This window comes from Photobacterium sp., assembly GCF_033720175.1.
In the GTDB taxonomy this organism is placed as follows: Bacteria; Pseudomonadota; Gammaproteobacteria; order Enterobacterales; family Vibrionaceae; genus Photobacterium.
The window spans coordinates 220,226-246,520 of the sequence record NZ_JAWWDA010000006.1 but is presented as its reverse complement, the minus strand read 5'-3'; the positions used below and the strand labels follow the sequence as shown (position 1 = coordinate 246,520).

Here is a 26,295-nt window from a genome sequence, read left to right as displayed (position 1 = left end):
TAAACAGAATTTGTCTGGCGACCATAGCGCTGTGGCCCCACCTGATCCCATGCCGAACTCAGAAGTGAAACGCAGTCGCGCCGATGGTAGTGTGGGGTCTCCCCATGTGAGAGTAGGTCATCGCCAGGCGCCCAATTGCTTCATGCTGAATAGACACTGCGGAGTGGTAGTTCAGTTGGTTAGAATACCGGCCTGTCACGCCGGGGGTCGCGGGTTCGAGTCCCGTCCACTCCGCCACTTATTAAAGCCTCAGTCTGACGACTGGGGCTTTTTTACGTTTGAACAAAAGCAAAAACGGCGTCATTCCCTACAGCGAGGCACGAGCGAGATAGGGAATCCATAGCACCGTGTTTCCATTTCAACAGTTCTCAAATGTCTAGTTTCTTTATTCTTGTATACCCTATTTAGCTTTTAGCTTCCAATGATCAAAAAGCTGTACAAGCTGTTCAGTAGTTAATTTTCAATTGCTTATGAGTTTTTTATCTGTGATGTCACTATCACTAAAAATTTGCGCACCTTTTATGTGATCTTGCCTGTTAATGGTGTACGTCGATTTTCTTGTTGATGTATCAGGGAGATTTAGGGCTTTCTTATCCATTTCGACGCTGGCATATAGTAATATTGACCGCAGTGGATTAACTGAATTGCAGTTAGAAAGGATAGTGCGATGAGCGCAAATGCAAATGACAACACAAACATTGATAGTGATTTACTTACCGAGATTGCCATTGCTTATTATCAGGATGGTGCTACCCAGGAAGAAATATCGCAGAAATTTGGAATGTCTCGGGCCAAAGTTGGCCGTTTGCTTCGTCGTGCACGAGATGAGGGGGTGGTTGAAATTACGGTTAAATATCACCCGGTATTTAGTGAAAAGCTTGAACAACAATTAATTGAACGATTTAGCCTTAAGCGGGCTTTGATTGCACTTGATCAGCCGGATGAAGAAGCTCAGCGACAACAGGTAGCAAGTCTTGTTTCCAGTTATCTATCCACCATTTTGGCTGACGATATGGTGGTGACTGTCGGTCAGGGAAGGAATATTGCGTCCATCGCCAGTCATGTTGGTGTCGTGCCTCACCGTAAATGTCGCTTCGTTTGCGGTATTGGTGGCACTCATCGTTCTGGTAATGCGATTAATGCCGATCACATCTGCCGTCAGTTAGCAAAAAAATACGATGGCATTAGTGAGACATTGTATGCCCCTGCCTATGTTGAAGACATCAAAGTCAAAGAGTCATTTATGAAGAACGGTACCGTGAAGGAAACCCTGGATCGTGCTCGCCGTGCTGATGTGGCTTTAGTGGGGGTCGGTGATATGAATGAAAACAGCCATATGGTAAAGCTGGGTTGGTTTACGCCCCAAGAGATTGTTGAAGCCCGAATTCGTAAAGGCGTTGTCGGTGATATTGCAGGTTATGACTTTTTCGATAGCCAGGGTCAACAGGCTGATACTATGATGAGTGATCGAGTTATTGGCCTTAGTATGGAAGAGTTGCGTCATATTCCAACGGTGGTGGTTACTGCAGCAGAAAACAGTAAGGCATTGGCGTTATTGGGGGCACTACGCTCTGGCATTGTCGATGTCCTTGCAACGAGTGTCAGTAATGCACTGACGATTCTCAATCTGGACCAGCAGATGAAGTAGTCAGATTTAATCAAAATTAGTCGTGGTGATTGCTCTTATGGAATGTTTGAGCTAATAAAAAAGCGCCTTTCGGCGCTTTTTTTAATCATACTGACAATTAAGCCAGCCCCTGCAGGGTGACGAACTTTTCGAGTAGTTCGTCATCGGTTTCTATATGGGCTGGATCCATAATAATACAGTTGGTAATAGGGCAAACCGACTGACAGGTTGGCTTGTCATAGTGCCCTTTACACTCTGTACATTTATCCGGATCAATCTCGTAGATCTCTGCACCCATGGTGATCGCTTCGTTAGGGCATTCAGGATCACACATATCGCAGTTGATGCACTTTTCAGTAATGAGCAATGCCATAACGATTATTTACCGTTTTCTGAACCGTGAGGGTTACGCGTATCTTGGCCTGCACCTAGATTACGCATTAGCAGGGCATAATCGAGATCCATATCCGCCGGCACTGGAATAAAGACAAAGTGGCCGTTACCTTTCGCATCATCAATGGTTTCAGACTTGCGGTTTTCCATCATTTCAAGATTGAAGATAACGTTACCCAGCGGGGTCATGACTTCAAGGCTATCGCCAACCAAGAATTTGTTCTTTACTTCCACTTCAGCAAGATCGCCACGACGTTTGCCGGTGAACTCACCGACGAATTGCTGGCTATCTGAAATAGAGTAACCGTAATCGTAATTCTGGTATGCATCGTGTGTATGACGACGAAGGAAGCCTTCGGTGTAACCGCGGTGTGCCAGGCTCTCAAGCGTCCCCATTAGACTTTCATCAAATGGCTTGCCTGCAACAGCATCATCAATCGCCTTACGGTAAACCTGAGCAGTACGCGCACAGTAGTAGAACGACTTGGTACGGCCTTCAATTTTCAGTGAGTGCACACCCATCTTCGTCAGACGCTCGACATGCTGGATAGCACGAAGGTCTTTAGAGTTCATAATGTAAGTGCCGTGTTCGTCTTCAAAGGCCGCCATTTTTTCTTCTGGGCGGTGGCTTTCGCTTAGCAGTACCACTTCATCGGTTGGCTTACCAAGACCGAGTGTGTTGTCAGGGCGAGCGTCTTGAACTTCTACTTCCTGAACTTGAACGCTAGCATCAACAGGTTTCGCTTCAACGATTTGACCATTATCGTCTTCTTTTGCCGCTTCTGTTTTGTATTCCCAACGACAAGCGTTAGTACATGTACCCTGGTTCGGATCGCGTTTGTTCATGTAACCAGATAGGAGGCAACGACCTGAATAAGCCATGCACAGTGCACCGTGAACGAAAATCTCCAGTTCTGTGTCTGGGCAATGTTCGCGGATCTCTTCGATTTCTTCCAGTGATAATTCACGGGAAAGAATCACACGCTCAACACCTTGGGTAGACCAGAACTTTACGGTCGCCCAGTTCACAGCGTTTGCTTGAACAGAGAGGTGAATGGCTACGTCAGGGAAGTTCTCGCGTACCATCATGATAAGACCCGGATCGGACATGATGAGCGCGTCTGGGCCCATTTCGACGATTGGTTTCAGATCACGAATGAAGGTTTTCAGTTTTGAGTTATGCGGCTGAATGTTACACACCACGTATAATTTTTTTCCTTGGGCATGAGCTTCGTCGATACCGATCTTCAGGTTCTCATGGTTGAATTCGTTATTACGAACTCGAAGGCTATAGCGGGGTTGTCCGGCATAGACTGCATCAGCGCCGTAGGCGAATGCGTAACGCATGTTTTTAAGGCTGCCAGCAGGGGATAACAATTCAGGTTTAAACATAGCTCTAATTCTCAGTGTCTGATTGCAAATCAGGCCGCAATCACCTGGTGATGCGGAAGGAGGCAGGATTTTACTGTGATCACTACCTCAAAGGCAATTAAAACTGGGTTTAGATTCGGGTAGAGAGATGCGATTGGAGGGGGGTTGTCGAAGATGGGAGGTACGAAGACCCGAAACTAGCCACTCGTACCTCGGCTCGTTTAAAATTATTCTTTAACTTCCAGACCGCCAAGTACTTCAAATACATTGGGCAGGAAGGCTGAGAATTCGCCACACATCAATGATAAATCGGCATCGATACGTGCTGCGATTTCTTCGCGGTCGATATCTTCATTCTGATCTTTTATTTCATCAGAGAACTTCAGGCGTTTGATGCCAAGATCCGCTTCAAGCACGAAGTCGATACGATCTTGCCAGTTAAGGGCCAGCTTGGTTACCAGTTTATCGGCTTCGATGTGCGCCAGAATTTCATCACAGCTCAGATCTTGCTGCTTGCAGCGGATCACGCCACCGTCTTCTAAGATGGCTTTAAGCTCTGCTTCTTCACCCACGGTAAAGCCGTTTGGCGAGATATTTGAACGTACCCATTCTGTCATGGTCAGTTCAGCTGGTTTTTCTGGCGTTACCGGTACAACAGGTAGAGAGCCAATCGACTTACGCAATAGTGCCAGTAAGTCTTCAGCTTTTTTGTAGCTACCGGCATCGACGATGATGAAGCCTTCTTTCGGCATGATCAATGCGTAGGTTTGCGAGTGGCGGCTGAAGGCGCGTGGCAGTAAATCCATCACGATTTCATCTTTGATGGTGTCTTTTTCGCTTTTTTTGAGTTTACGACCCTGCTCTTGTTCCTGGATTTCCACCTTGGTATTAAGGGATTCTTTAATGACCGATGCAGGCAGCATTTTTTCTTCTTTACGTACACAGACAAGGATATTGTCGCCCACCACATGTGTGAACATATCGCCATGTTTACCCAGTGCATGAACCCAACCGAATTTCTGTATATCTTGGCTGCCACACGGGGTAAAGCGGAACTCTTCCAGTTGTTTTTCAATCAGATCCGGGGTGAGGTCAATTTCACGGGTAAAGCGATAGGTTAATACGTTTTTAAACCACATCATGTCTGTTAAAAATCCTAGGGTTGTGCATTTAGCTGACAATCTTATTGTATTGCTCTGGGTTTGTCGCAATTTTTCTGCCTTGAGTGATCTCCAATATTGTGGTCGGTGGGATACAAGCGATCCCGCTTTTATATACAGCTAATACTGCCTGGCGGGAGAACATATCGGCATCCAGTCCGCAGTCGAACCGGTTGGTGGTCGTCTAATCAGATGGCTATTAAGGGGGGTGAAATTTAAGTCTCTGAAATTATTTGACCTGTACTTAGCGCAATAAGGTATCAGATGCATTGCGAATTGATGAATTCTTCAATAGGATTTTATCTCACCGGGTCACAAAAGTGTCATAATTAACCAACATAATGGCCCTAGAAGACTGCAACTACTTAGGTAAATATAGCTATGGTAAGACGGATTCTTGTTGTAGAAGATGAAGCACCAATTCGCGAGATGTTGTGTTTTGTACTAGAGCAAAAAGGCTATCAGGCAATCGAAGCTGAAGATTATGACAGTGCGCTGGAGAAGATTTGCGAACCTTATCCGGAGTTAATCCTGATGGACTGGATGTTGCCGGGAGGCTCCGGTATCAATCTGATTAAACACTTGAAGCGTGATGAGATGACTCGTCAGATCCCGGTGGTCATGCTGACGGCTCGTGGTGAAGAAGAAGATAAGGTCCGAGGGCTGGAAGTCGGTGCCGATGACTACATTACCAAACCGTTTTCACCCAAAGAGCTGATGGCTCGCCTTAAAGCGGTAATGCGCCGCTCTTCTCCAACATCGTTGGATGACGTGATTGATGTTCAGGGTTTAAAACTGGATCCTGTTTCCCACCGTGTTACGTCTAATGATGAGCCTCTGGATATGGGGCCAACTGAATTCAAAATGCTGCATTTTTTTATGACTCACCAGGAACGAGTTTATAGCCGGGAACAGCTATTGAACAATGTGTGGGGAACCAACGTGTATGTTGAAGACCGTACTGTCGACGTTCATATTCGCCGCTTGCGCAAAGCGCTGGAAGAGGGGGGTTATGATAAGATGGTGCAAACCGTTCGCGGTGCGGGTTACCGATTCTCGACACGAATGTAACTGAGATACTACGAGCGTTTACGTTATCATGGAGTTGTGAATGGTCGAAAGGCTGTCGTGGAAAAAGCTGGTTTGGGAACTGATCCTGTTTTACTTGCCCTGGGTAATTCTCGGGCAGATTTTCGGCTATCTGCCGTGGTTCTTATTGGTTGCAACCTGGATCCAGCTGATCTGGCATTTTCATAATCAATTAAAAATGTCTGACTGGTTATGGAATGAGCGTAGTCTGACCCCCCCTTCCGGCTCTGGCAGCTGGGAGCCGCTATTCAATGGTATGTACCGCTTACAACAACGAAACCGTCGTCGCCGCAAAGAATTGGCAACACTCATTCGTCGCTTCCGTAATGGTGCTGAATCCCTGCCTGATGCTGTGGTGGTCTTTCGTAGTGAAGGGAATATTGTCTGGTGTAATAAGCTGGCTCAGCACCTGCTTGGTTTTCGCTGGCCTGATGATGCGGGTCAGCCGATCAGCAACTTACTCCGCAGTCCTGATTTTGTTCGCTATCTTGCGAAACAGGAATTTGAGTCTCCGCTCGAAATTACTTCCCCGCTGAATTACGACCGCACTCTGGAATTGCGAATTATGCGCTATACCGAAGGTGAGTACCTGATGGTCGTGCGTGATGTGTCGCAGCTGAAGCAGCTGGAAGGCATGAGGAGTAACTTTTTTGCCAATGTCTCCCATGAACTGCGCACGCCGATGACGGTGTTGCAAGGTTATCTGGAAATGTCGAAAGATCCTGAGATGCTGGTGGGGCCGATGTGGGACAAAGCGCATGGGGTTATGACCGAACAGCTGGTACGGATGAATTCTCTGGTCGCCCAGTTGCTGACGTTATCAAAAATTGAAGCCGCCCCGAATATTGAGCTTGAAGAAACGATCAATATGCCTGCAATGCTGGACATTTTAGAGAAAGAAGCCATTTCGCTAAGTGGCGACAAGAACCAGCAGTTTACTTTTGATGTCGATAAGTCGTTGCATGTACTCGGTGATGCCGAACAACTGCGCAGTGCGGTTTCTAATTTGGTATACAATGCGGTGAAGCATACGCCCGATAATGCCGCCATTTCGGTTCGCTGGTATTTAACGGCTGCCGGACCGCGGCTGGAAGTGACCGACAGTGGTGAGGGCATTGCACCGCAACATATCCATCGCCTGACGGAGCGTTTCTATCGGGTGGACAAAGCGCGTTCCCGAGAGACCGGGGGCAGTGGCTTAGGTCTGGCAATTGTGAAACATGCGTTAAGCCACCATGACTCGCAACTTGAAATTGAAAGTGTGCTAGGCGAAGGCAGTACTTTCTCGTTCACCTTGCCGCAGCGGCTGGTGAAGAAGGTGGCGTAATATGCTCCGCAAGAAGGGCGGAACATCGCGGCGGCCAGTGACGGTCAATGTTGTCGTTGCGTCACAACAATCACGAAAAGGATAAAGCCTGTTTTATGACAATGATGTTCCGAACCTCCGAGAGAATGGTTCGCCTTGTATTGCTATCGCTGGCCCTGCTTTTCGGCCGTTCGGCCTGGGCTGTAGAGGCTGAATTGCCGGACTATCAAAGGGTGAGCGGTATTGCCGGCAACCTGTCATCGGTTGGCTCTGATACGCTGGCGAATCTGATGACTTACTGGGGGGAAGAGTTTAAACGCCAGTATCCGAATGTGAACATTCAAATTCAGGCCGCGGGATCATCCACTGCGCCGACGGCTTTGACTGAAGCGACGGCTCAGCTGGGTCCTATGAGCCGGCAGATGAAGTCGAAAGAAATTCAGGCTTTTGAACGTGAATATGGTTATAAACCAACAGCGGTTCGTGTTGCAATTGATGCGCTGGCGGTTTTTGTTCATGAAGATAACCCATTGCAGGGGATGAATTTCGAACAGCTCGATGCAATTTATTCCCGAACGTTACGATGTGGGGGGACGCAGCCGATCACTCGCTGGGGGGCATTAGGCCTGACGGGAAAATGGGCAGTGCGTGATATCCAATTGTTTGGTCGTAACTCGGTATCTGGCACCTATGGTTATTTTAAGAAGCGTGCTTTATGCCAGGGCGATTTTCGCAATAATGTCAATGAACAACCGGGATCAGCATCGGTGGTTCAGTCGGTGTCGACCTCTCTAAACTCAATCGGCTATTCTGGCATCGGGTATAAAACCACTGGAATACGCGCTATTCCGATTGCCCGAAAAGGGACTGATTATATTGATGCCACCATCGAGAATTCGATTAATGGTCACTACCCGCTGGCGCGTTATCTCTATCTTTATGTCAATAAGCACCCGAACAAACCATTGCCTCCCATTCAGGCCGAATTTATTCGGTTCATCCTGTCTCGTAATGGTCAGCAGATTGTCGAGAAAGATGGTTATATCCCTTTACCTGCCACAATTGTGGGCGTGAATTTAGCGCGTTTAGGGCTTTAGCATGTGCTCGCTTAATTGCCCATTATGAATCAATAGCCAGTTCCCATCCGGCCTTTGCCCAATACTCTTGTTCTCTCAGTAAGTCAGCCGCCAGCAGCTTGTTATTTTCTTGCCAGCCTGCTGGCAGGGTTAACTCCCATGATTCTCTATCTGCTTTGACAAGTATCTTCGGCAGCGGCTCATCGGTTCTCTGGCCATTTAACGTAACAGCCAGTCGCAGGGTACGGATCAATGGGTAAAGGTGCTTGCGTTTATAAATACTGAGTTCCGGCATTTCTTCCAGCTTAAGAGCCTTGCGCTGAAAGCGGGCTAGGGTTGCCAGTACCGTCTGTTGTTCCAGGTTAAACCCTGGCATGGTGCTGTGTCGCAGTAAGTACGCAGAGTGACGGTGAAAGCCGGGGTAACTGATGCTTAGCCCGACTTCATGTAGCAATGCCCCCCAGCCGAGCAACGTTGAGAGTTCAGATGTAGCCGGTCCCGGTTGTGGTTCGATTTGAGCATAAAGATCTTCTGCGCACACTTTGACTCGGGCCGCCTGATCAAGATCGACATGGTACTGGCTTGCCATTGCGCTCGCGGTGCGGGTTCGGATGTCGCTGTGGCGGAACCGATCTTCCATTTCATATAACAGGCCTTCACGCAAAGCACCGTCAGAATAAACCATCTCTTCAATTTTCAGCGACTGGAATACGGCCGCTAATATGGCTAGGCCGGCGGCAAATACCGGTTTTCGATCGGCATTCAGCCCGGGCAAATCCAGCTCATCACTATTTTTAAACGACAGTACCTGTTCAACCAGCTGCTTGAGCCGTTTATTGGTGATCACCCCGTCGTTGTATCCTTTAGCAATCAACACTTCGCGAATGGCCTTAATGGTCCCGGATGACCCAATCGCCTTACCCCAGGCTTGTTTATGGTATTGGCTGGCAATGTTTTCCATTTTTTGCTGAGCCGCCAGTTGGGCTGCAGCCATATTTTCACCGTTGATTTTCCCTTCTGTAAAGTAGTGCAGGTTGTAGCTCACGCATCCCATGTGCTTGCTATAGAGCAGCCTGGTATCAAAGTTTTCGCCAACAACGAGTTCGGTACTGCCACCACCGATATCAACCACCAGCTTACGACCGCTTTCCGGCTGAGTGTGAGCGACCCCTAAATAGATCAGGCGGGCTTCTTCGGTACCCGGAATGATCTCAATGGGGTAGGGCATGATGCTTTCAGCTCGTTTTAAAAACAGATGCGCATTCCTGGCCTGGCGTAAGGTATAAGTGGCAGCGATACGAACATTTTCCGGTTCAAACCCTTGCAGGCGTTCCGCAAACATTGCCAGACAAGTCAAACCGCGTCGAATGGCGGCCAGATCAAGGTTTTGTTGCGCATCCAGCCCAGAGGCCAGATGAACACGTTGCTTATGCCGACTGATGATTTGCAGGCTTTGCCCGACAACTCTGGCGACGACCATATGGAAACTATTCGAGCCCAAGTCGATAGCAGCTATTTCTCGAGGGCGCTGGCTGTGATCAGGTATCATTATTATTCATCGCTTTTTCGGCCTGTTTTTTCAGTTGTTTTTCGCTTTGCTTAAGGTAATCGTAAATGGCTAACTGCGACCGTATTTTCCGTCGGTTGCCTCGCGGTACGTATTGGTTGCTCATCGCTTTGTCGAGTACTCGTGCTTTCACGGTGTCGGTAAGCTGGATATTCAGAATATCGATTGTTTTTTTCTTCAGGGCCGGGTCACGGATCAGGCAACCGACCTCGATGCGATTATCGATATTACGGGTCATCCAGTCGGCGGAAGAGATCATGACATCCGGATCGCCATTGTTTTCAAAAACCGCGACCCGAGGATGTTCAAGGAAGCGATCAATAATGCTGATTGCTGATATATTGTCACTGATCCCTTTGATACCGGGGATCAACGCGCACATACCACGTATAATTAGCCTGATTTTTACGCCATGGCTGCTGGCTTGATAGAGCATGTTAATCAAGTCTTTATCGACCAGATTATTTACCTTAAGTGTAATACCGGATGAGAGATTCTGCCGAGCATGAGCGATTTCACGATCGATCAAATCGTACAGGCGCGCACGAGAATTGAGTGGCGATACGATCAGGTGCGAAAATTGTACCGGGCGATAAGGATCTTCAATGTAGCCGAAGACTTGTCGGACTTCATTGGCAAGTTCCTGATCACAGGTCATTAATGAGAAATCGGTATAGATCCGGGCCGTTTTTTCATTGAAGTTACCGGTACCGATATGTGCGTACCTCACCAGCTTGTCGTCTTCCCTGCGGGTGATCAAACACAGCTTAGAGTGAATTTTTAATCCCGGAACGCCAAATACCACATGAACCCCGGCTTCAGTGAGGCGGCGAGAGCATTCAATATTGGCCTCCTCATCAAATCGTGCCTGCAGTTCGACCACGACGGTGACCTGTTTGCCATTGTTGGCGGCATCAATCATTGAATCGATGATCCGCGAATGTTTGGCGACGCGATAAAGACTAATCTTTATGCTGCAGACCTTGGGATCGTAAGACGCCTGACGCACCAGCTCGGTGACATGATTGAAGGTGTGATAGGGATAGTAGAGAAGAATATCTTGCGCTTTGATAGCAGCAAAGGCATTGCGCGCACGGGTAAACTGATAGCTCTGGAGCGGTGGCAAGGCTGGGTTTTCCAGGTATTTTCGTCCGACATTCGGAAAGTCGATAAAGTCTTTGAAGTTATGGTAGCGGCCACCGGGAATGATACTGTCATAGCTGGAGACTTTTAGCAGGCTGCACAGAACATCGATCATATTCCCCGGCATCTCTCGCTGATAGACAAAGCGGACCGGCATCGCGGTCAGGCGCTGGTTCAGGCCTTCCGACATCTGCTCAAGCAGGCTGTGTTCCATCTCCTGGCTTAAGTCATATTCCGCATCACGGGTCATCTTCATTGAATAGGCTTCAAGTCTGTCATATTCAAAGAAGCCACTGAAGATATCGTCGAGGCAGAAACGGATGACATTATCTAGCAGAATTAAAGTGGTGCGACGCCTGCCCTTTGGCTCGGGAAGCTGAATAAAGCGGGGTAGCTGGTCGGTCGGAATTTCAATTAACGCGTAACGCTTGTTCTCCCCTTGTTGCATTTCAATCGCCAGGTACGAGTATTCATCCTTTAGGAACTGCAACAGGTTGATGTTTTCGGTGAGCAGGATCGGAGTGACATGAGGCAAAATCGTATTGCGGAAATATCGGCGTAGCCAGTTTTGCTGATATTCTTCAAGCTGAAGTTCATTGACCAGAAAGATATGGCGCCTTGCCATCTCCAGCAGAATTTCATTATATAACGTATCAAAATCCTGATTCATTTTAAGTACCCGGCTCTGGATCTTGCTGAGCAGGTGCTTAGCATTTTCGTCCCCCCCCTGTACTTGACTGATCAATATACGGCGCTTGATATCAGCAAACCTGACTTTATAAAATTCATCGGTGTTGTTGGAAAAAATCCCTAAAAAACGGACGCGCTCTACCAGAGGAACAGACTTGTCGGCAGCCTCTTGAAGAACACGTTCATTAAATGAAAGCCAACTTAGCTCTTTCTCAATATAAAGGGGGTCCGTACTCATTTGTCTGTTTCACAACTTATGCCGGTACACTGTCATCAATATCGATCGTGAGATCGTCAGCCAGTTTTTCAAGCTCTTGCTGGACAAAACCGAGTTCAAGGTTGGCAGGCAGTTCTAATAGGAAGTGAGCCTTAAAAATAGGGTAGCCCCAGTTAGGTGCACTTTGGGTGTCGGTTTTTAGTTTATGGATGTTGATACCCAGTTGATTGAACAGAGTTGTTACCTCTTTGACAATGCCGGGGCGATCATTAACGGTGACTGTGAGCTGATGCAGCGTCAGCGATGGTAGTGCTTGGCTTTGATCTTCGACAATGTGGATCTGAAGCTCATCAATGTGAGATAGCGCTTTGCTTAACTCCGGAATGTGTTGGGGGGCGACTTCGATTTGCAGGATACCGGCAAATTGCCCCGCCAGTTTACTGAGACTGCTACTGAGCCAGTTACCATTATTTTGGTAGACCGTATCTGAAAGCAGTTCCACTAAGCCTGGACGATCTTTACCAATAACAGTGATGATGAGGTGCTTCATAACGAATTTCCTTTTCCGTGATAGGCAAATATGTATGTCAACGGTTTATATCCGACACTAATTCATTATCAGAGCATGTTTTGATTCTGTCCAGATCGATAGAGAATCCTGTGATTTAAATCAGTCTGAGGTCTTAAAGGGTTAAGAATAATGATATTCTATGGTCACTTTATGTCATTCTAATTGACGGCTAACTGGTGGACTGAATACAGTTATAATTGTCACGAAAATGTCATTAAAAAGACATAATATACTCAAGTCATTTTGAGACTCAGAACTGTTGCATCTTGAGTCGGCTTAGATACATAAGTAAACATGAAAAAAGTTTGAGGTAATAATGGCAGACGCCAGCGCATTTTTGATGGGAGAAAGCCGTAGTCGACGTTTAAAAGACCGGTTTGCGCGTTATGGAGTGACTGCTGGTGGCATTTTTGTCTTGCTTACCTTAGTACTGATTTTTTTCTATTTACTGTATGTTACCGTGCCCATCTTCTCTTCGGTGACCGTAAAGCAGCAGCAGACTTTTACCCTTCCGTTCACTGATACCACGGCAGCAATGGGTATCGAAGAGCATAATGATCTGGCTTACCGGCTGTCACAGCAGGGTGAGCTGAGTTTTGTTCGGCTGATGCCACAAGACCAGGCTGGCGAGATCGTTAGCCAACATTCCGTCGCTCAATACCCCACAAGCTTCGCTAAGAGTTTACCGCGTGACGCTGTATTTGCATATGGTAACCGGGATGGACGGGTCACTATTGTAAAGCCCGTATTTCGGGTGACATTTCCAAACAACCAAAGAGTCACGACGACTGAGATTGACTACCCGCTAGGACAACCCTCTTTCTTACTCGATCCACTGGGGCAGGCCATTACGCAACTGGCCGTATCGGTACGAACAGAAAACGCCCTTGTGGTCGGCAAGACGGCTGATCACCGTCTTGTTGCGATGACATTTTCCGGACAAGATAACCTGTTAACCCGCCAGCTGGAATGGCAGAGCGATGTATTTGAAATTAGTAATACCCCGCACAAGATTACCGATCTGGCGGTTACGCCTGATGGGCGTACCTTGTATCTGCTGAGCGGCAATTATCTCTACGTGGTGGCCATTAACGGTTCGGACTCCCAAACTCGAGAGGTTGTTGATGTCAGTGATGGTCAGGGCAAGCCTTTAAAAATTGATTTGCTATCAGGCGCCAACTCGTTACTGATCACCACTGATGACAATACGGTGTCGCAGTGGTTTGAAATACTGGCCAAGGGTAAACGATCGCTGGTAAAAGCACGGGAATTTACTTTATCAGATAGTGCGTTAGTACAGCTGGTGCCGGAATATTATCGCAAAGGTTTTTTTGCTATTCAGAAAAATGGGAGCTTATCGGCCTACTACACTGCGGATAAGAGTGCCTTGTATCAAGGTAAGCTGTTTACCGCAGCGCCGGACACGGTGGCTATTTCCCCCCGGGCTGATCGCCTGTTGGCGGTAACGGGGAATGAATGGCATCTTTATGCGGTTCACAATACCCATCCGGAAATAGGTTTTTCATCGTTATGGCAGGAAGTTTGGTACGAAGGGTATCCCGAACCGGATTATGTCTGGCAATCTACCTCTGCCAGTGATGAGTTTGAACCTAAGCTTAGCTTAGTCCCGATTATATTCGGCACATTGAAAGCTGCGATGTATGCGATGTTCTTTGCTATCCCGCTGGCATTGGCTGGCGCAATTTATACCGCCTATTTTATGTCATCGGCAATGCGAAGTGTGATTAAGCCGACGGTTGAGATCATGGAAGCGCTGCCCACCGTGATTTTAGGCTTTCTGGCTGGTTTGTGGCTGGCGCCGATTGTTGAAGATTTCTTGCCGGGGATCGTCATGAGTCTGGTCATGTTACCGCTGATGATTCTGCTGATGGGGTGGAGCTGGTCTGTGCTGCCGGGGCAATGGCGTCATAAATTACCCAATGGCCTGCATATTGCGATTTTGACGCCGATGATAGTGTTGTTGGGATATGCCTGCTTTACGGCGAGTCCGTATGTTGAACAGTGGTTGTTTGACGGTGATGTCCGTATTTATCTCACCAATGAATGGGGAATTGGCTACGATCAGCGCAATGCCCTAGTCGTTGGTATCGCAATGGGGTTTGCGGTGATCCCGACTATTTTTTCCATTGCCGAAGATGCGATTTTCTCGGTGCCTAGCCATCTGACCAATGGCTCGCTGGCATTAGGGGCGACGCACTGGCAGACCTTAACCAAGGTCGTGTTATTAACGGCCAGCCCGGGGATTTTTTCGGCCATTATGATGGGACTAGGACGGGCTGTTGGTGAGACGATGATCGTGCTGATGGCGACAGGCAACACCCCGATTATGGACTGGAATGTGCTGCAAGGGTTACGGACCTTGTCGGCGACGATTGCGATTGAAATGCCGGAGTCTGAGGTGGGCAGCTCTCACTATCGGGTATTATTCCTGGCGGCCTTTGTGTTATTTATTGCTACCTTTGTTTTTAACACCATTGCCGAGCTGGTTCGCCAGCGGCTGCGCGAAAAATACAGTTCGTTATAATGTCGCTGTTCACCTGGCTGAGCAGTTAGCGGAATATGTGCAATGACTACGATTAAAGTGAATGCTTGATGGGGAAATGGTTTAAATCAGGTTCGCCCTGGATATGGCTAACGGCCGGAGCCGTAAGTTTGAGTCTGATTGCGGTATTAGGTTTGCTATTGCTGATTGGCTGGAAGGGACTCAGTTTCTTCTGGCCGGCACCTGTGTATCAGTTTGATGTCACGCTCGATGGCAATAAGCAGGTTATCATCGGAGAAATCTATGAACGCCAGCGTATCCCGATTAAGCAATTAGAGGAGGCGGGGATTGATGTCTCTGCGGTTGAAGGGGACAGCGTTACCCGTTATCTGATTAAAACCGGTAACCGAGAGCGGGTCGAACTCGACTTTATAACCCTGCTGGATCTTCAGATAGACCATCAGGCCCTCGCTGATAATATTGCGGTGATAGATCGTGATAAAAACGGTAAATTCTATGGTTACCCGGTTGGCTTAATCAATGAGAATCAACCACGTCAGGTCAGTGAGTTATCACAGAGGCTGGCCGAAGCGGCGCAGGTTCGCACTGAGCGAGATAACTTGCAGCAAATAGACATTGGCAATATTAACCGGCGGCTGGAGCAGCTGAGGTTAAAAGAGCACAAGCTGTTGCTCAATAACCAGCTTACTGACACAGCCAAGTTGGCGATAGCGCAGGAGCAGCAACAGCTGCAACAAGACTACAGCCGGATTGAACAGCGCTTGTTTGCGTTACAACAAAAGCTGGTGGACGATGCATTAATTGTACGTGACATGGACGGTGTTGAGGTCAAGCTTCCAATGGAGCAGATCTTAGACGTCTGGTATCCGAACGATCTGACATTCAGCGGCAAAGTCGCCCATTGGGGGAGTCAGGTGGTGATGTTCCTGACCGACGATCCGCGCGAAGCTAATACTGAAGGCGGTGTCTTTCCGGCAATTTTTGGCACCGTATTCATGGTGTTACTGATGAGCATTATAGTGACCCCATTAGGTGTCATGGCTGCCGTTTACCTTCATGAGTACGCGGGTAAAAATGGTTTTACCAAACTGATCCGCGTCGCTGTGATTAATCTTGCCGGTGTACCTTCTATCGTTTATGGGGTGTTTGGTTTAGGCTTCTTCGTTTATATGGTGGGGGGAACCATTGATGACGTTTTCTTCTCGGATCAACTGCCGACGCCAACGTTTGGCACACCGGGTATTTTGTGGTCGGCGTTAACCCTGGCGATTCTTACGTTGCCTGTTGTGATTGTGTCGACCGAAGAAGGGTTAGCTCGAATTCCTAATTCGGTACGTCATGGCTCTCTGGCTTTAGGGGCAACCCAAGCGGAAACCTTATGGCGTATTGTACTGCCAATGGCCAGTCCGGCAATCATGACCGGGTTAATTTTAGCCGTGGCCCGAGCGGCCGGCGAAGTCGCCCCTCTCATGTTGGTGGGGGTGGTAAAAATGGCACCGACCCTGCCGGTCGACAGTCATTTTCCATATGTGCATTTGGATCGTAAGTTTATGCACCTTGGCTATCATATTTATGATGTCGGTTTTCAGAGCCCCAATGTTGAAGCGGCACGCCCGCTGGTTTACGCAACGTCATTTTTATTGGTTACGGTGATTGTCGGGTTGAATTTAACCGCGATCGGGATTCGAAATCATCTGCGTGAGAAGTTCCGCTCTTTGGAGCAGTAACGAGTCGAGCAATAGCGAGTAAATACATGCTTTCAGTTAACACTACAATGGGATTTTTTAAGCCATTAGATTTAGCCTCGTTGCCCGAAGAGAAAACCGCGCTGTCGATTAAAGGGCTGGATTTGCATTACGGTAATACGCAGGCACTGTTTAATATTAATATGCGGATTGCCAAAGGCCAGGTGACCTCTTTTATCGGCCCGTCGGGGTGTGGTAAGTCAACCTTATTACGCTGTATCAACCGGATGAATGAGCTGGTTGAAGGCTGTCGTGTTGATGGGGAAATCATGCTTCATGGCCAGAATATCTATGATAGCAAGGTCGATGTGGCTTCGTTACGCCGTCGGGTTGGCATGGTCTTTCAGCGTCCTAACCCGTTTCCTAAATCAATTTATGAAAATGTGGTTTATGGTCTGCGGCTGCAGGGGAGCCGCGACCGCCGAGTCTTAGATGATGCAGTTGAAAGCTCGCTACGGGCCGCGGCCTTGTGGGATGAAGTGAAAGATCGCCTGCATGAGAATGCGTTTGGTTTGTCGGGTGGTCAGCAGCAGCGCTTGGTAATTGCCCGGGCGATAGCGATTGAGCCCGAGGTATTATTACTCGATGAACCAACGTCAGCACTGGATCCGATCTCAACGCTGACGATTGAAGAGCTGATCAATGAATTGAAAACCAAATATACAGTGATCATTGTGACTCATAATATGCAGCAGGCCGCAAGGGTGTCAGATCAAACCGCCTTCATGCATATGGGAGAGCTGGTGGAATATAGCAATACAAACGATATTTTTACCACTCCGAAAGAGAAACGCACCGAAGATTACATTACCGGCCGATACGGTTAGGGAGTCGCAACATGTTGGATAATTTAAGCCTGGGCCGACATATATCTGGCCAGTTTAATGCCGAGTTAGAAAGTATACGTACCCATGTCTTAGCCATGGGAGGACTGGTTGAACAGCAACTGGCAGATGCACTGAAAGCGATGCACCGGCAAGATGCTGAACTGGCTAAGCGGGTTATAAAAGGTGATCACAAGGTCAATGCCATGGAAGTGGCGATTGATGAGGCATGCACCCGTATTATTGCTAAACGTCAGCCAACCGCCAGTGATTTGCGCCTGGTGATTGCGATTATCAAAACCATTACGGATTTGGAACGTATTGGCGATGTCGCGGAAAGCATTGCGAAAGTGGCGCTGGAGAATTTTACCAATAAGCAGTACACCTTATTGGTATCGCTGGAGTCTCTGGGTCAGCATGCGGTTAAAATGTTGCATGAGGTATTAGATGCCTTCGCCCGTATGGACGTCAAAGCCGCGATTGAAGTCTATCAAGAGGATGATCGCATTGATCGGGAATACGAGGCCATTATTCGCCAGCTGATGACCTATATGATGGAAGATCCACGCTCTATTCCGAATGTGCTGCAGGTGATGTGGTCGGCACGTTCAATCGAGCGTGTCGGTGATCGCTGTCAGAATATTTGCGAATACATTATCTATTTCGTTAAAGGCAAAGATATACGGCACACTAACCCGGATGAGTTCGAAAATGTCTTAAAATAATCCGGTTTGCTTCGATTTCTTGATGTGTTATTTCTCACTTTTCTTCTTATCATTTATGATCGGAAAACCGGTTGGGCACAAAGGTCTGGCTGTCTGCAGGGGCTCGAATATATCGCTCCTTGTTGACTTCCGGCAGCTCAATATGAGGGTAGTGGAGCTCTTCATAAGGGATATGGGACAGCAGGTGTGAGATACAATTGATCCGCGCCTTTTTCTTGTCATCTGCGTCTACCACCCACCACGGACATTGCCTGGTATCGGTATGGTCAAACATGCGATCTTTCGCGGCTGAGTATTCAGCCCAGCGGCCTCGTGATTCAAGATCCATCGGGCTAAATTTCCAGCGTTTTATCGGGGTATGAATGCGCTTAAGGAAGCGACTTTCCTGCTCTTCATCGGAAACTGAGAACCAGTATTTCAGCAATATAATTCCGGAGCGCAGCAGCATGCACTCAAATTCAGGACATGAACGGAGAAACTCATCGTATTCCTCATCGCTGCAAAACCCCATCACTTTTTCGACTCCTGCCCGGTTGTACCAGCTGCGGTCAAACAGCACGATTTCTCCTGCCGAGGGAAGGTGGGCGACATAGCGCTGGAAATACCATTGGGTTTTCTCTCTCTCGGTTGGCTTGGGTAAGGCTGCGATCCGGCATACCCGAGGGTTAAGTTTTTCTGTGATCCGTTTTATCACGCCGCCCTTTCCCGCCGCGTCCCGCCCTTCAAAAATGACGACCACTTTAAGCCCGCGGTGCTTAATCCATTCCTGCAGCTTAACCAGCTCAACCTGTAACCGTTTGAGCTCACGATCATAATCTTTCTTTTTTAGTTTTTTGGCTGATGGACTATTGGTCATGTCAGACTCCGCTCAGTTATTACACTCCTCATTGTTATTAAGAGTAATGCCAGATCAGCACGGTGACGAATTAAACGTTGTGACAAATTCACATCAGCTATTAGTAGGTCTTTCTGTATTGTTGATGCGAAAAAGAATAAATAAGGATTAATGATGTATCCGTTAAGACATATACGGTAATGCTGGATGCCCGGTATCCGGCAAAAGAGGTGATTGGCTGGTAACCGTATAGATGAAAGAGCCTGCAATTTCAGGCTCTTTGTTAGCGGGTGATTAAATCGCTATTATTATCGAATTGCTTTTACCACCGCCGCAATTTTCTCGGCAGAGGTTACCGGGATAAGGAAGTCATCAATATCAGCACTGCCCATATGTGCCTGACGGGCAACGTTGATCATATGGCTGGGGCGGGTACTTTTACCGGAGAGGTGGATTTCTTTGATACCACTTTTAGCGATAATTTCCGCCGCGTTCTCCGCCGTAACACCGGCTCCGGCCATGATACTCAAATGATTTCCGCAATGCTGCACCATACGGGCAATAGTATCAGCACCTGCCAGAGCATTGGCTTTAAGTCCGGATGTAAGTACTCGCTCACAACCTGCCGACATAATCGTATCCAGGGCTTCAAAAGGCTCCAGACACTGATCAATTGCGCGGTGGAAAGTAACGCCTAACCCCTTGGCTTCTTTTACCAGCGTTGCCAGTACATCTCGGTTGATCTGGCTTTGGGCGGTTAAAACACCGACCACGACACCTTGCAGGCCAGCTTGTTTGGCGGCATGAATATCTTCCAGCATCAGTTCAATTTCATCATCTGAAAACAAAAAGTCCCCCTGACGAGGGCGGATCATGGCATACACAGGAATATGGACATGTTTTATGGCTTGCTTCATAAAACCGAGGCTGGGGGTTAAGCCGCCAAGCGCTAATGATGAGCAAAGCTCAATGCGGGTTGCGCCACCGTGTCGGGCATAATGCAACGATTCGAGATTATCGATACAGACTTCGATATGGTTAATCATAGTGATACAAAACGGTTGGGAACATATTGGCAGTGTAATTCATTGCTTAAGGAGTGGCGACAAGGAAGCGCGAGATATTATCTTAAGATGCGAGATGCGAGATGCGAGATGCGAGATGCGAGATGCGAGATGCGAGATGCAAGATGCGAGAGTCTTTGGGGAGTAGTCGTTCGAAACCCCGAACTTAGATCGAAAAAGGGCCCGGTGGTCCGGGCCTCATTATTTTTTTGCCTTGCGGCTGACTTTGGCTTTACGCTATCGCGTTTGTTGCCACAACACCGTTGAGCGGGGTGCTGCTTGTAGCATTCTTGTGCTTGCTGAGACTTACAGGTCTGCAGTGTGCTCAGACAGGTAGTCAGCAACACCTTTTGGCGATGCGTTCATACCCGCTTTACCTTCTTCCCACTGTGCCGGGCAAACTTCACCGTTTTTCTGGTGGAAATTAAGTGCGTCAACCATACGTAGCATTTCGTCAATGTTACGGCCTAGAGGCAAATCATTAACCACTTGGTGACGTACTGCACCGTCTTCGTCAATTAGGAAAGAACCGCGGAAAGCAACACCTGCTTCTGGGTGCTCGACATCGTACGCTTTGCAGATTTCGTGCTTCACATCCGCAACTAGCGGGTATTTAACCTGACCGATACCGCCGTTTTCAACAGCCGTGTTGCGCCATGCGTTATGAGAGAACTGAGAATCGATAGAAACACCGATAACTTCAACGCCTTTAGCCTGGAAATCTTCAAAACGCTTGTCAAAAGCAATTAGCTCTGATGGGCAAACAAAAGTGAAGTCTAGTGGGTAGAAGAAAACTACCGCTTTCTTACCTTTAGTAAACTCTGCAAAGTTGAAGTTATCAACGATTTCGCCGTTACCTAAAACAGCTGCAGCAGTAAAATCTGGTGCTTGACGACCTACTAGTACCATTTTGGTGCTCCTACAATATTCGTTTTGGTGCCGACCTTTTCGGTGGGCTCCTTGTTTGGACGAGACAAACTATAGCGAAACTGGTAGATTGAAAAAAGCGGAATAAACAGATTGAAGCAATCGGAAAAAACGATGACAAAGTTTCCCTCTCTAAAACAGCTTCACTATCTGGTGACGCTGTTTGAAACCCGTCACTTTGGTGAGGCGGCAAAAAAATGCTTTGTCAGTCAGTCTACTTTGAGCTCTGGTATTCAGAACCTGGAAGAGTTGCTGAGTAGTCAACTGATCGAGCGCGATAATAAATCTCTGGTTTTCACCTCTATGGGCGAAGAGGTGGTTACCCGATCCCGTGAGTTACTGGCGCGTAGCCAGGATTTAATGGAACTGTCTAAATGTACCGGTGATGGTATGGAAGGAAAGTTGCGGGTGGGCTGTATTCCGACGATCGCCCCTTTTCTTCTGTGTGACTTAGTGCAAGAGGTAAACCGGCTGCATCCAAACCTTCACTTGTTATTACGAGAAGATACCACGACGAATCTGCTGGCAGCGCTGAGAAATGGTGAAATGGATGTCTTGATCCTCGCCTTGCCCATTGAGATTAACGGTATGCATAGCAAGATTGTTGGCCGTGATGCGTTCAAAATGGTGATCAGTAAAAATCAGGCGGAAAAAGTGAACGTTCCACTTCGATATGCTGATTTACCCGATGAATCTGTTTTCCTGCTGGAGAAAGAACATTGCTTAACTGAACACGCGGTTTCAGCATGCAAACTCACAACCAAAGAGAAAATTAATCCTTTTACCGCAACCAGTTTACATACCTTAGTCCAAATGGTGGCCAATGGTTTGGGCACTACCTTTATTCCCCAGATGGCGATTGATCATGGTTTGCTGGATAATCAAAACCTAGTCGTTGTCGAACCTCCGGGCCAGGCAGCATATCGTCAAATTGGCTTGGTTTGGCGGCCGACGTCCAGTCGGATTCAGACATTTAATGGCTTGGCAGATATTGTTGAAGGGCTTTTGTAGCAATGTTGAGGCCGTGCTGTCAGTCCTTCCTTTTTGACAGCATGATATTCTTTTAATTTAGCATTTATTGGTATATTTCATCTTCCTGAAAGGGGCGTCAAGGTTGCCATTTTGTAGGTTTATTCTATTTCGCTTCGCGAATAAATGAAACAGGGTGAATAAGCAGGTATGCTTTTTTGGTATGAATTGTGAGCAGATTGTATTTATAAGTGCCTGTTATTTGTTTGTTTTTTAGACTCGTTTTACTTATCCCATGTTTTAAACGGTTTTTTATTTCGCGTTAGATCTCACCTTTTGTGTAATTTAATTACGTAACTCATTACAAATATACCGTCGTTCGGTGAGCATAATGCCTACCGAACTTTTTCCTGATTTTTGTTTTAATTTGGCGTTTTGAGTTTTTGCTCTACACTTATTAAGCTACTGTTTTTATTGCCATCAGGTGTGGTTGGTTTGATGTGAGCAAAAAATATCTACTTGCTTTTGCAGATTTGTTACGGCAACGTAAAGAAGCCGTTAAGGTAGCTGGTGGGATAAGAGTAATTGCGGTCATTACTGATAAAAGTAGTGATTAAGTTACAAGTGAAGGTAGGGGAGGGAGCGATGACGGATAAAGGAAGTATACCGAATCACCATGTTAAGCTGTCATTACAGACGACGCTGACATCAGAACAACAAGAGATCCTTAGCGATGAGGCTCTGCAGTTTTTAGAGCGCTTAGTACAGCGCTTTGCTTCCCGAGTGCCTGAACTGCTAGCTGCCCGCGAGGCTCGTCAGGCTGCAATCGATGCCGGTACGTTACCGGATTTTCTTCCTGAAACTTCGCATATTCGTGATAGTGACTGGACGATTCAGGGGATCCCCGACGATCTACAGGATCGCCGGGTCGAGATTACCGGACCGGTTGATCGGAAAATGGTGATCAATGCCCTGAATGCGAACGTGAAAGTGTTCATGGCTGACTTTGAAGACTCCTTTTCACCAGCCTGGGATGAGGTGCTGGATGGGCAGCGAAACCTTCGCGACGCGATCAATAGAACGATAAGTTATACCAATCCGGAAAATGGGAAAGAGTACAAGCTCTGCGATGATCCTGCGGCGCTGATCTGCCGGGTTCGCGGCCTTCATTTGCCTGAGAAACATCTGTTATGGCAGGGGGAGCCGATCCCCGGGGCATTATTTGATTTTGCCTTGTATTTTTTCCATAACTACAAACAGTTGCTGGCTAAAGGCAGTGGTCCGTATTTTTATCTGCCTAAGCTGCAGGCTTATCAGGAAGCGGCCTGGTGGAGTGATGTGTTCAGTTTTGCCGAAGATGAATTCGGTCTTTCTCGCGGCACCATTAAAGCCACGGTATTGATTGAAACTTTGCCAGCAGTGTTTGAGATGGATGAAATTCTCTACAGCCTGAAAGAACATATTGTAGGCCTCAATTGTGGGCGTTGGGATTATATATTTAGCTATATCAAAACATTACGTAATTACCCTGACAGGGTCTTGCCGGATCGTCAGGTGGTCACCATGGAAAAACCCTTCCTTAATGCTTACTCACGATTACTGGTTCGGACCTGCCACCGGCGAGGGGCGTTTGCGATGGGCGGTATGGCGGCCTTTATTCCGTCCAAAGATCCTGATCGTAATGAATGGGTGCTGAATAAAATTCAGACCGACAAGTCACTGGAAGCGAAAAATGGCCATGACGGTACTTGGGTTGCACACCCCGGGCTGGCTGATACGGCAAAAGCCGTTTTTGACAAAGTGCTGGGTGATCGTAGCAACCAGTTGGACATTAGCCGCGAACAAGACGCCCCAATTACCGCTGCCGAATTACTAGAACCTTGCGAAGGCGAACGTACTGAAGAGGGGATGCGGCATAACATTCGCGTTGCGGTGCAATATATCGAATCCTGGATCACCGGCAATGGCTGTGTACCGATCTACGGTCTGATGGAAGATGCCGCCACCGCGGAAATTTCACGGGCATCAATCTGGCAGTGGATTAAACACGGAAAGTCGCTGAGCAACGGTAGCGTTGTGACGAAGGCCTTGTTTGAACAGATGTTACAAGAAGAGTTGATCGTGTTGGAACAGGAACTGGGACGGGACAGGTTCCAACAAGGACAATATCAGGAAGCGGCGAATTTAATGTCGCGAATCACGACCAGTGATGAATTGGTGAATTTCCTGACTGTACCCGGCTATGAATACTTACCGTAATCATTGCCAAAGAAAATAAACATTAACGATTGCGTTAAGTTGATTATCGCCAAATGAAACGAGGGACATCATTATGACATTGACTCGCCAGCAGCAAATTGAAGCTATTGAAAAAGACTGGGCTGAAAATCCACGTTGGAAGCACGTAAAGCGTACTTACACCGCAGAGGAAGTGATAAATCTACGTGGTTCATTTGCCCCGGCTAATACGATTGCCCAGCGCGGTGCAGATAAGCTGTGGGATCTGGTCAATGGCTCGGCGAAAAAGGGATATGTTAACTGTCTGGGGGCGCTAACCGGTGGTCAGGCGGTTCAGCAGGCAAAAGCGGGCATTGAAGCGATTTATTTATCAGGCTGGCAAGTTGCTGCTGATAATAATACCGCATCGACTATGTACCCTGATCAATCATTGTATCCGGTTGATTCCGTACCTGCCGTCGTAACCCGTATTAACAATGCATTCCGTCGTGCCGATCAAATCCAGTGGGCAAATGGCGGCAGCCCGGAAGAAGGTATTGATTATTTCTTGCCGATTGTCGCAGATGCCGAAGCCGGTTTTGGCGGGGTGCTGAACGCCTATGAATTGATGCGTAATATGATTGATGCCGGAGCGGCAGGGGTACACTTTGAAGATCAGCTTGCTTCAGTGAAAAAATGTGGTCATATGGGGGGCAAGGTACTGGTACCGACCCAGGAAGCGGTGCAAAAGTTAGTTGCAGCACGCCTAGCCGCTGACGTGGCAGGTACCACGACACTTGTTATTGCCCGTACTGATGCTAACGCGGCTGATTTGTTAACGTCAGATTGTGATTCATATGATAACGACTTTATTGTTGGCGAACGTACCGCGGAAGGGTTCTACCGTGTACGTGCGGGCATAGATCAGGCTATTTCTCGTGGCTTGGCTTACGCACCATATGCTGATCTTATCTGGTGCGAAACCGCAAAACCTTGTCTGGAAGAGGCGCGTAAGTTTGCCGAAGCCATTCATGCTCAGTATCCGGATCAGTTACTGGCATACAACTGCTCGCCGTCTTTTAACTGGGAGAAAAATCTTGATGCTGAAACGATCACTAAGTTCCAGCAAGAGCTGTCAGACATGGGCTACAAGTATCAGTTTATAACACTGGCAGGTATTCATAACATGTGGTTCAACATGTTTGAGCTGGCGCATGCTTATGCGCAGGGTGAAGGCATGCGGCACTATGTTGAAAAGGTACAGCGTCCGGAGTTTGCCGCTGCTGAGCGTGGTTATACCTTCGTTGCACACCAGCAGGAAGTGGGCACGGGGTATTTCGATAAAATGACCAATACCATCCAGGGCGGCCAGTCGTCAGTCACCGCACTGACCGGCTCAACGGAAGAAGATCAATTCTAACCAGACTGGTTTTGTACAATCTATCCTAGCAAATCGTTGTTATCGTTTTTGGTAAGTCAGGGAGCACTCGTTGCTCCCCCTTTTTTATGGGGGTTATCTCCAACTCAGCTCAAGAGACGAGATTCAGGGCTTTCGCTGTATGTTGAGCTGGTTAGATATATGACAACTGGCGTTTGCGTTGCTGTTTAGCGGCAGCAAGATGCCCGTGAGTTAGGAAATTCGCGATTTATAACAAAACTAAAACCAATTAGGCTTCGTCTTCATTCAGCGGTTCAATTTCTTCCTGAATTTCTAGCAGGTTAATTGCAATAGACACGAAATCGGAATCGGTAATGATCCCCACCAGTTTCTTCTGATGAGTAACAGGTAAACAACCAATTTTATGCTTTTGCATATAGGTGGCCGCTTCTTTTAAGCCTGCATGAGAATTGACGCTGAGCAATGTCCGGTTCATACATTGATCCAGCGAGACATCCAAGGTGGAGATCGCGTTGGCTTTGCTAAAATGCTCTAAACTTGATTCCTGAGCGGCTAATACATCCCGCTGAGTCACTAAACCGACCAGCTGGTTTTCATCATTGGTGATGGGGATATGTCGTATCCCTTGCTCTGCCATCATTTTTTTGGCATCGGCCAGGGTATGAGAGGGACTAAGCGTATGAGGATGAGGAGTCATCATATCTGAGACAGTAAACATACAAACCTCCAGCTGCAATAAGACAAAAATTATTCTTTCCTTGTCCTCTCTGAATGTAGCGAATATTGACGTAACTACCTATGACCATAGTCAAAAAAACGCAAAGTTACCATTTGGTAGGGGCTGTGTTATTTGACG

General features: G+C 47.5%; 21 protein-coding genes, 1 tRNA gene and 1 rRNA gene. 13 read left to right on the top strand and 10 right to left on the bottom strand.

Annotated elements, in window-relative coordinates:
- The first annotated feature begins 13 nt into the window (after positions 1-13).
- The 3 genes from rrf to R3289_RS09345 all read left to right on the top strand — a co-directional run bounded on the left by rrf (position 14) and on the right by R3289_RS09345 (position 1,648).
- Positions 14-129 (top strand): 5S ribosomal RNA (rrf, locus tag R3289_RS09355).
- 31 nt (positions 130-160) lie between these two features.
- Positions 161-237: transfer RNA gene (locus R3289_RS09350), tRNA-Asp, on the top strand.
- 430 nt (positions 238-667) lie between these two features.
- The gene (locus R3289_RS09345; protein WP_318925247.1) at positions 668-1,648 is read left to right on the top strand and encodes a sugar-binding transcriptional regulator; all 981 of its coding nucleotides are present in this window, start codon (positions 668-670) and stop codon (positions 1,646-1,648) included.
- A 97-nt stretch (positions 1,649-1,745) separates the two neighbouring features.
- On the opposite strand, the gene R3289_RS09340 is transcribed toward R3289_RS09345, so the two are convergent.
- The 3 genes from R3289_RS09340 to rdgC all read right to left on the bottom strand — a co-directional run bounded on the left by R3289_RS09340 (position 1,746) and on the right by rdgC (position 4,530).
- On the bottom strand, positions 1,746-2,000 hold the full coding sequence (locus R3289_RS09340) for a YfhL family 4Fe-4S dicluster ferredoxin (RefSeq protein ID WP_318925246.1): 255 nt from the start codon (positions 1,998-2,000) through the stop codon (positions 1,746-1,748).
- Between the two features lie 5 nt (positions 2,001-2,005).
- Positions 2,006-3,412 carry a tRNA 5-hydroxyuridine modification protein YegQ gene (gene yegQ, locus R3289_RS09335; RefSeq protein WP_318925245.1) on the bottom strand — a complete coding sequence of 469 codons (1,407 nt, stop codon included), beginning with the start codon at positions 3,410-3,412 and terminating at the stop codon, positions 2,006-2,008.
- 206 nt (positions 3,413-3,618) lie between these two features.
- Positions 3,619-4,530, bottom strand: coding sequence for a recombination-associated protein RdgC (gene rdgC / locus R3289_RS09330; protein WP_318925260.1), 912 nt, complete (start codon positions 4,528-4,530; stop codon positions 3,619-3,621).
- Between the two features lie 402 nt (positions 4,531-4,932).
- Here rdgC and phoB point away from each other — a divergent pair, with 402 nt between their 5' ends.
- The 3 genes from phoB (at position 4,933) to R3289_RS09315 (ending at position 8,043) form a co-directional block, all read left to right on the top strand.
- On the top strand, positions 4,933-5,622 hold the full coding sequence (gene phoB, locus R3289_RS09325) for a phosphate regulon transcriptional regulator PhoB (protein ID WP_318925244.1): 690 nt from the start codon (positions 4,933-4,935) through the stop codon (positions 5,620-5,622).
- Between the two features lie 40 nt (positions 5,623-5,662).
- Entirely contained in the window at positions 5,663-6,967 is a 1,305-nt protein-coding gene (gene phoR / locus R3289_RS09320; RefSeq protein WP_318925243.1) for a phosphate regulon sensor histidine kinase PhoR, read from the top strand.
- A gap of 101 nt (positions 6,968-7,068) precedes the next feature.
- Positions 7,069-8,043 (top strand): PstS family phosphate ABC transporter substrate-binding protein, encoded by a 975-nt coding sequence (locus R3289_RS09315; RefSeq protein ID WP_413466691.1) that lies wholly within the window; start codon positions 7,069-7,071, stop codon positions 8,041-8,043.
- A gap of 22 nt (positions 8,044-8,065) precedes the next feature.
- On the opposite strand, the gene ppx is transcribed toward R3289_RS09315, so the two are convergent.
- From ppx to R3289_RS09300, 3 genes are read right to left on the bottom strand one after another with little or no spacing between them, the layout of a single operon-like run.
- Positions 8,066-9,571: an exopolyphosphatase gene (gene ppx, locus R3289_RS09310; RefSeq protein ID WP_318925242.1), complete on the bottom strand. Its 1,506-nt coding sequence runs from the start codon at positions 9,569-9,571 to the stop codon at positions 8,066-8,068.
- On the bottom strand, positions 9,561-11,660 hold the full coding sequence (gene ppk1, locus R3289_RS09305) for a polyphosphate kinase 1 (RefSeq protein WP_318925241.1): 2,100 nt from the start codon (positions 11,658-11,660) through the stop codon (positions 9,561-9,563). Before ppk1 ends, ppx begins: the two co-directional genes overlap by 11 nt.
- 16 nt (positions 11,661-11,676) lie before the next feature.
- Positions 11,677-12,189, bottom strand: coding sequence for a glycine cleavage system protein R (locus R3289_RS09300; RefSeq protein WP_318925240.1), 513 nt, complete (start codon positions 12,187-12,189; stop codon positions 11,677-11,679).
- A 337-nt stretch (positions 12,190-12,526) separates the two neighbouring features.
- Between R3289_RS09300 and R3289_RS09295 the strand changes: the two genes are divergently transcribed.
- The 4 genes from R3289_RS09295 (at position 12,527) to phoU (ending at position 18,028) form a co-directional block, all read left to right on the top strand.
- Positions 12,527-14,755, top strand: coding sequence for an ABC transporter permease subunit (locus tag R3289_RS09295; RefSeq protein ID WP_318925239.1), 2,229 nt, complete (start codon positions 12,527-12,529; stop codon positions 14,753-14,755).
- A gap of 68 nt (positions 14,756-14,823) precedes the next feature.
- Positions 14,824-16,461 (top strand): phosphate ABC transporter permease PstA, encoded by a 1,638-nt coding sequence (pstA, locus tag R3289_RS09290; RefSeq protein WP_318925238.1) that lies wholly within the window; start codon positions 14,824-14,826, stop codon positions 16,459-16,461.
- A 26-nt stretch (positions 16,462-16,487) separates the two neighbouring features.
- Positions 16,488-17,306, top strand: a complete 819-nt coding sequence (gene pstB, locus R3289_RS09285; RefSeq protein ID WP_318925237.1) for a phosphate ABC transporter ATP-binding protein PstB — start codon at positions 16,488-16,490, stop codon at positions 17,304-17,306.
- A gap of 11 nt (positions 17,307-17,317) precedes the next feature.
- Positions 17,318-18,028: a phosphate signaling complex protein PhoU gene (gene phoU / locus R3289_RS09280; protein ID WP_318925236.1), complete on the top strand. Its 711-nt coding sequence runs from the start codon at positions 17,318-17,320 to the stop codon at positions 18,026-18,028.
- A gap of 49 nt (positions 18,029-18,077) precedes the next feature.
- Here phoU and ppk2 read toward each other — a convergent pair whose 3' ends face one another.
- The 3 genes from ppk2 to R3289_RS09265 form a co-directional block, all read right to left on the bottom strand.
- Entirely contained in the window at positions 18,078-18,884 is an 807-nt protein-coding gene (gene ppk2 / locus R3289_RS09275) for a polyphosphate kinase 2 (protein WP_318925235.1), read from the bottom strand.
- A gap of 287 nt (positions 18,885-19,171) precedes the next feature.
- Positions 19,172-19,909, bottom strand: coding sequence for a copper homeostasis protein CutC (locus R3289_RS09270; protein WP_318925234.1), 738 nt, complete (start codon positions 19,907-19,909; stop codon positions 19,172-19,174).
- Positions 19,910-20,233: 324 nt separating this feature from the next.
- A complete protein-coding gene (locus R3289_RS09265) occupies positions 20,234-20,836 on the bottom strand; it encodes a peroxiredoxin C (RefSeq protein WP_318925233.1) in 603 nt (200 codons plus the stop codon).
- Between the two features lie 132 nt (positions 20,837-20,968).
- Here R3289_RS09265 and R3289_RS09260 point away from each other — a divergent pair, with 132 nt between their 5' ends.
- The 3 genes from R3289_RS09260 (at position 20,969) to aceA (ending at position 25,460) form a co-directional block, all read left to right on the top strand.
- A complete protein-coding gene (locus tag R3289_RS09260; protein WP_318925232.1) occupies positions 20,969-21,865 on the top strand; it encodes a hydrogen peroxide-inducible genes activator in 897 nt (298 codons plus the stop codon).
- Positions 21,866-22,468: 603 nt separating this feature from the next.
- Positions 22,469-24,082 (top strand): malate synthase A, encoded by a 1,614-nt coding sequence (gene aceB / locus R3289_RS09255; protein ID WP_318925231.1) that lies wholly within the window; start codon positions 22,469-22,471, stop codon positions 24,080-24,082.
- 73 nt (positions 24,083-24,155) lie between these two features.
- Positions 24,156-25,460: an isocitrate lyase gene (gene aceA / locus R3289_RS09250; protein WP_107285331.1), complete on the top strand. Its 1,305-nt coding sequence runs from the start codon at positions 24,156-24,158 to the stop codon at positions 25,458-25,460.
- A gap of 247 nt (positions 25,461-25,707) precedes the next feature.
- Here aceA and R3289_RS09245 read toward each other — a convergent pair whose 3' ends face one another.
- A complete protein-coding gene (locus R3289_RS09245) occupies positions 25,708-26,157 on the bottom strand; it encodes a CBS domain-containing protein (protein ID WP_318925230.1) in 450 nt (149 codons plus the stop codon).
- Positions 26,158-26,295 lie beyond the last annotated feature (138 nt).

Coding starts and splice junctions, on each gene's coding strand:
- rdgC (WP_318925260.1), bottom strand. CDS start 4,530: ATGTGGTTTAAAAACGTATTAACCTATCGCTTTACCCGTGAAATTGAC.
- R3289_RS09265 (WP_318925233.1), bottom strand. CDS start 20,836: ATGGTACTAGTAGGTCGTCAAGCACCAGATTTTACTGCTGCAGCTGTT.
- pstB (WP_318925237.1), top strand. CDS start 16,488: ATGCTTTCAGTTAACACTACAATGGGATTTTTTAAGCCATTAGATTTA.
- R3289_RS09340 (WP_318925246.1), bottom strand. CDS start 2,000: ATGGCATTGCTCATTACTGAAAAGTGCATCAACTGCGATATGTGTGAT.
- ppk1 (WP_318925241.1), bottom strand. CDS start 11,660: ATGAGTACGGACCCCCTTTATATTGAGAAAGAGCTAAGTTGGCTTTCA.
- pstA (WP_318925238.1), top strand. CDS start 14,824: ATGGGGAAATGGTTTAAATCAGGTTCGCCCTGGATATGGCTAACGGCC.
- R3289_RS09270 (WP_318925234.1), bottom strand. CDS start 19,909: ATGATTAACCATATCGAAGTCTGTATCGATAATCTCGAATCGTTGCAT.
- R3289_RS09300 (WP_318925240.1), bottom strand. CDS start 12,189: ATGAAGCACCTCATCATCACTGTTATTGGTAAAGATCGTCCAGGCTTA.
- phoU (WP_318925236.1), top strand. CDS start 17,318: ATGTTGGATAATTTAAGCCTGGGCCGACATATATCTGGCCAGTTTAAT.
- R3289_RS09260 (WP_318925232.1), top strand. CDS start 20,969: ATGACAAAGTTTCCCTCTCTAAAACAGCTTCACTATCTGGTGACGCTG.
- R3289_RS09315 (WP_413466691.1), top strand. CDS start 7,069: ATGATGTTCCGAACCTCCGAGAGAATGGTTCGCCTTGTATTGCTATCG.
- yegQ (WP_318925245.1), bottom strand. CDS start 3,412: ATGTTTAAACCTGAATTGTTATCCCCTGCTGGCAGCCTTAAAAACATG.
- R3289_RS09345 (WP_318925247.1), top strand. CDS start 668: ATGAGCGCAAATGCAAATGACAACACAAACATTGATAGTGATTTACTT.
- R3289_RS09295 (WP_318925239.1), top strand. CDS start 12,527: ATGGCAGACGCCAGCGCATTTTTGATGGGAGAAAGCCGTAGTCGACGT.
- phoR (WP_318925243.1), top strand. CDS start 5,663: ATGGTCGAAAGGCTGTCGTGGAAAAAGCTGGTTTGGGAACTGATCCTG.
- aceB (WP_318925231.1), top strand. CDS start 22,469: ATGACGGATAAAGGAAGTATACCGAATCACCATGTTAAGCTGTCATTA.
- phoB (WP_318925244.1), top strand. CDS start 4,933: ATGGTAAGACGGATTCTTGTTGTAGAAGATGAAGCACCAATTCGCGAG.
- ppk2 (WP_318925235.1), bottom strand. CDS start 18,884: ATGACCAATAGTCCATCAGCCAAAAAACTAAAAAAGAAAGATTATGAT.
- aceA (WP_107285331.1), top strand. CDS start 24,156: ATGACATTGACTCGCCAGCAGCAAATTGAAGCTATTGAAAAAGACTGG.
- R3289_RS09245 (WP_318925230.1), bottom strand. CDS start 26,157: ATGTTTACTGTCTCAGATATGATGACTCCTCATCCTCATACGCTTAGT.
- ppx (WP_318925242.1), bottom strand. CDS start 9,571: ATGATACCTGATCACAGCCAGCGCCCTCGAGAAATAGCTGCTATCGAC.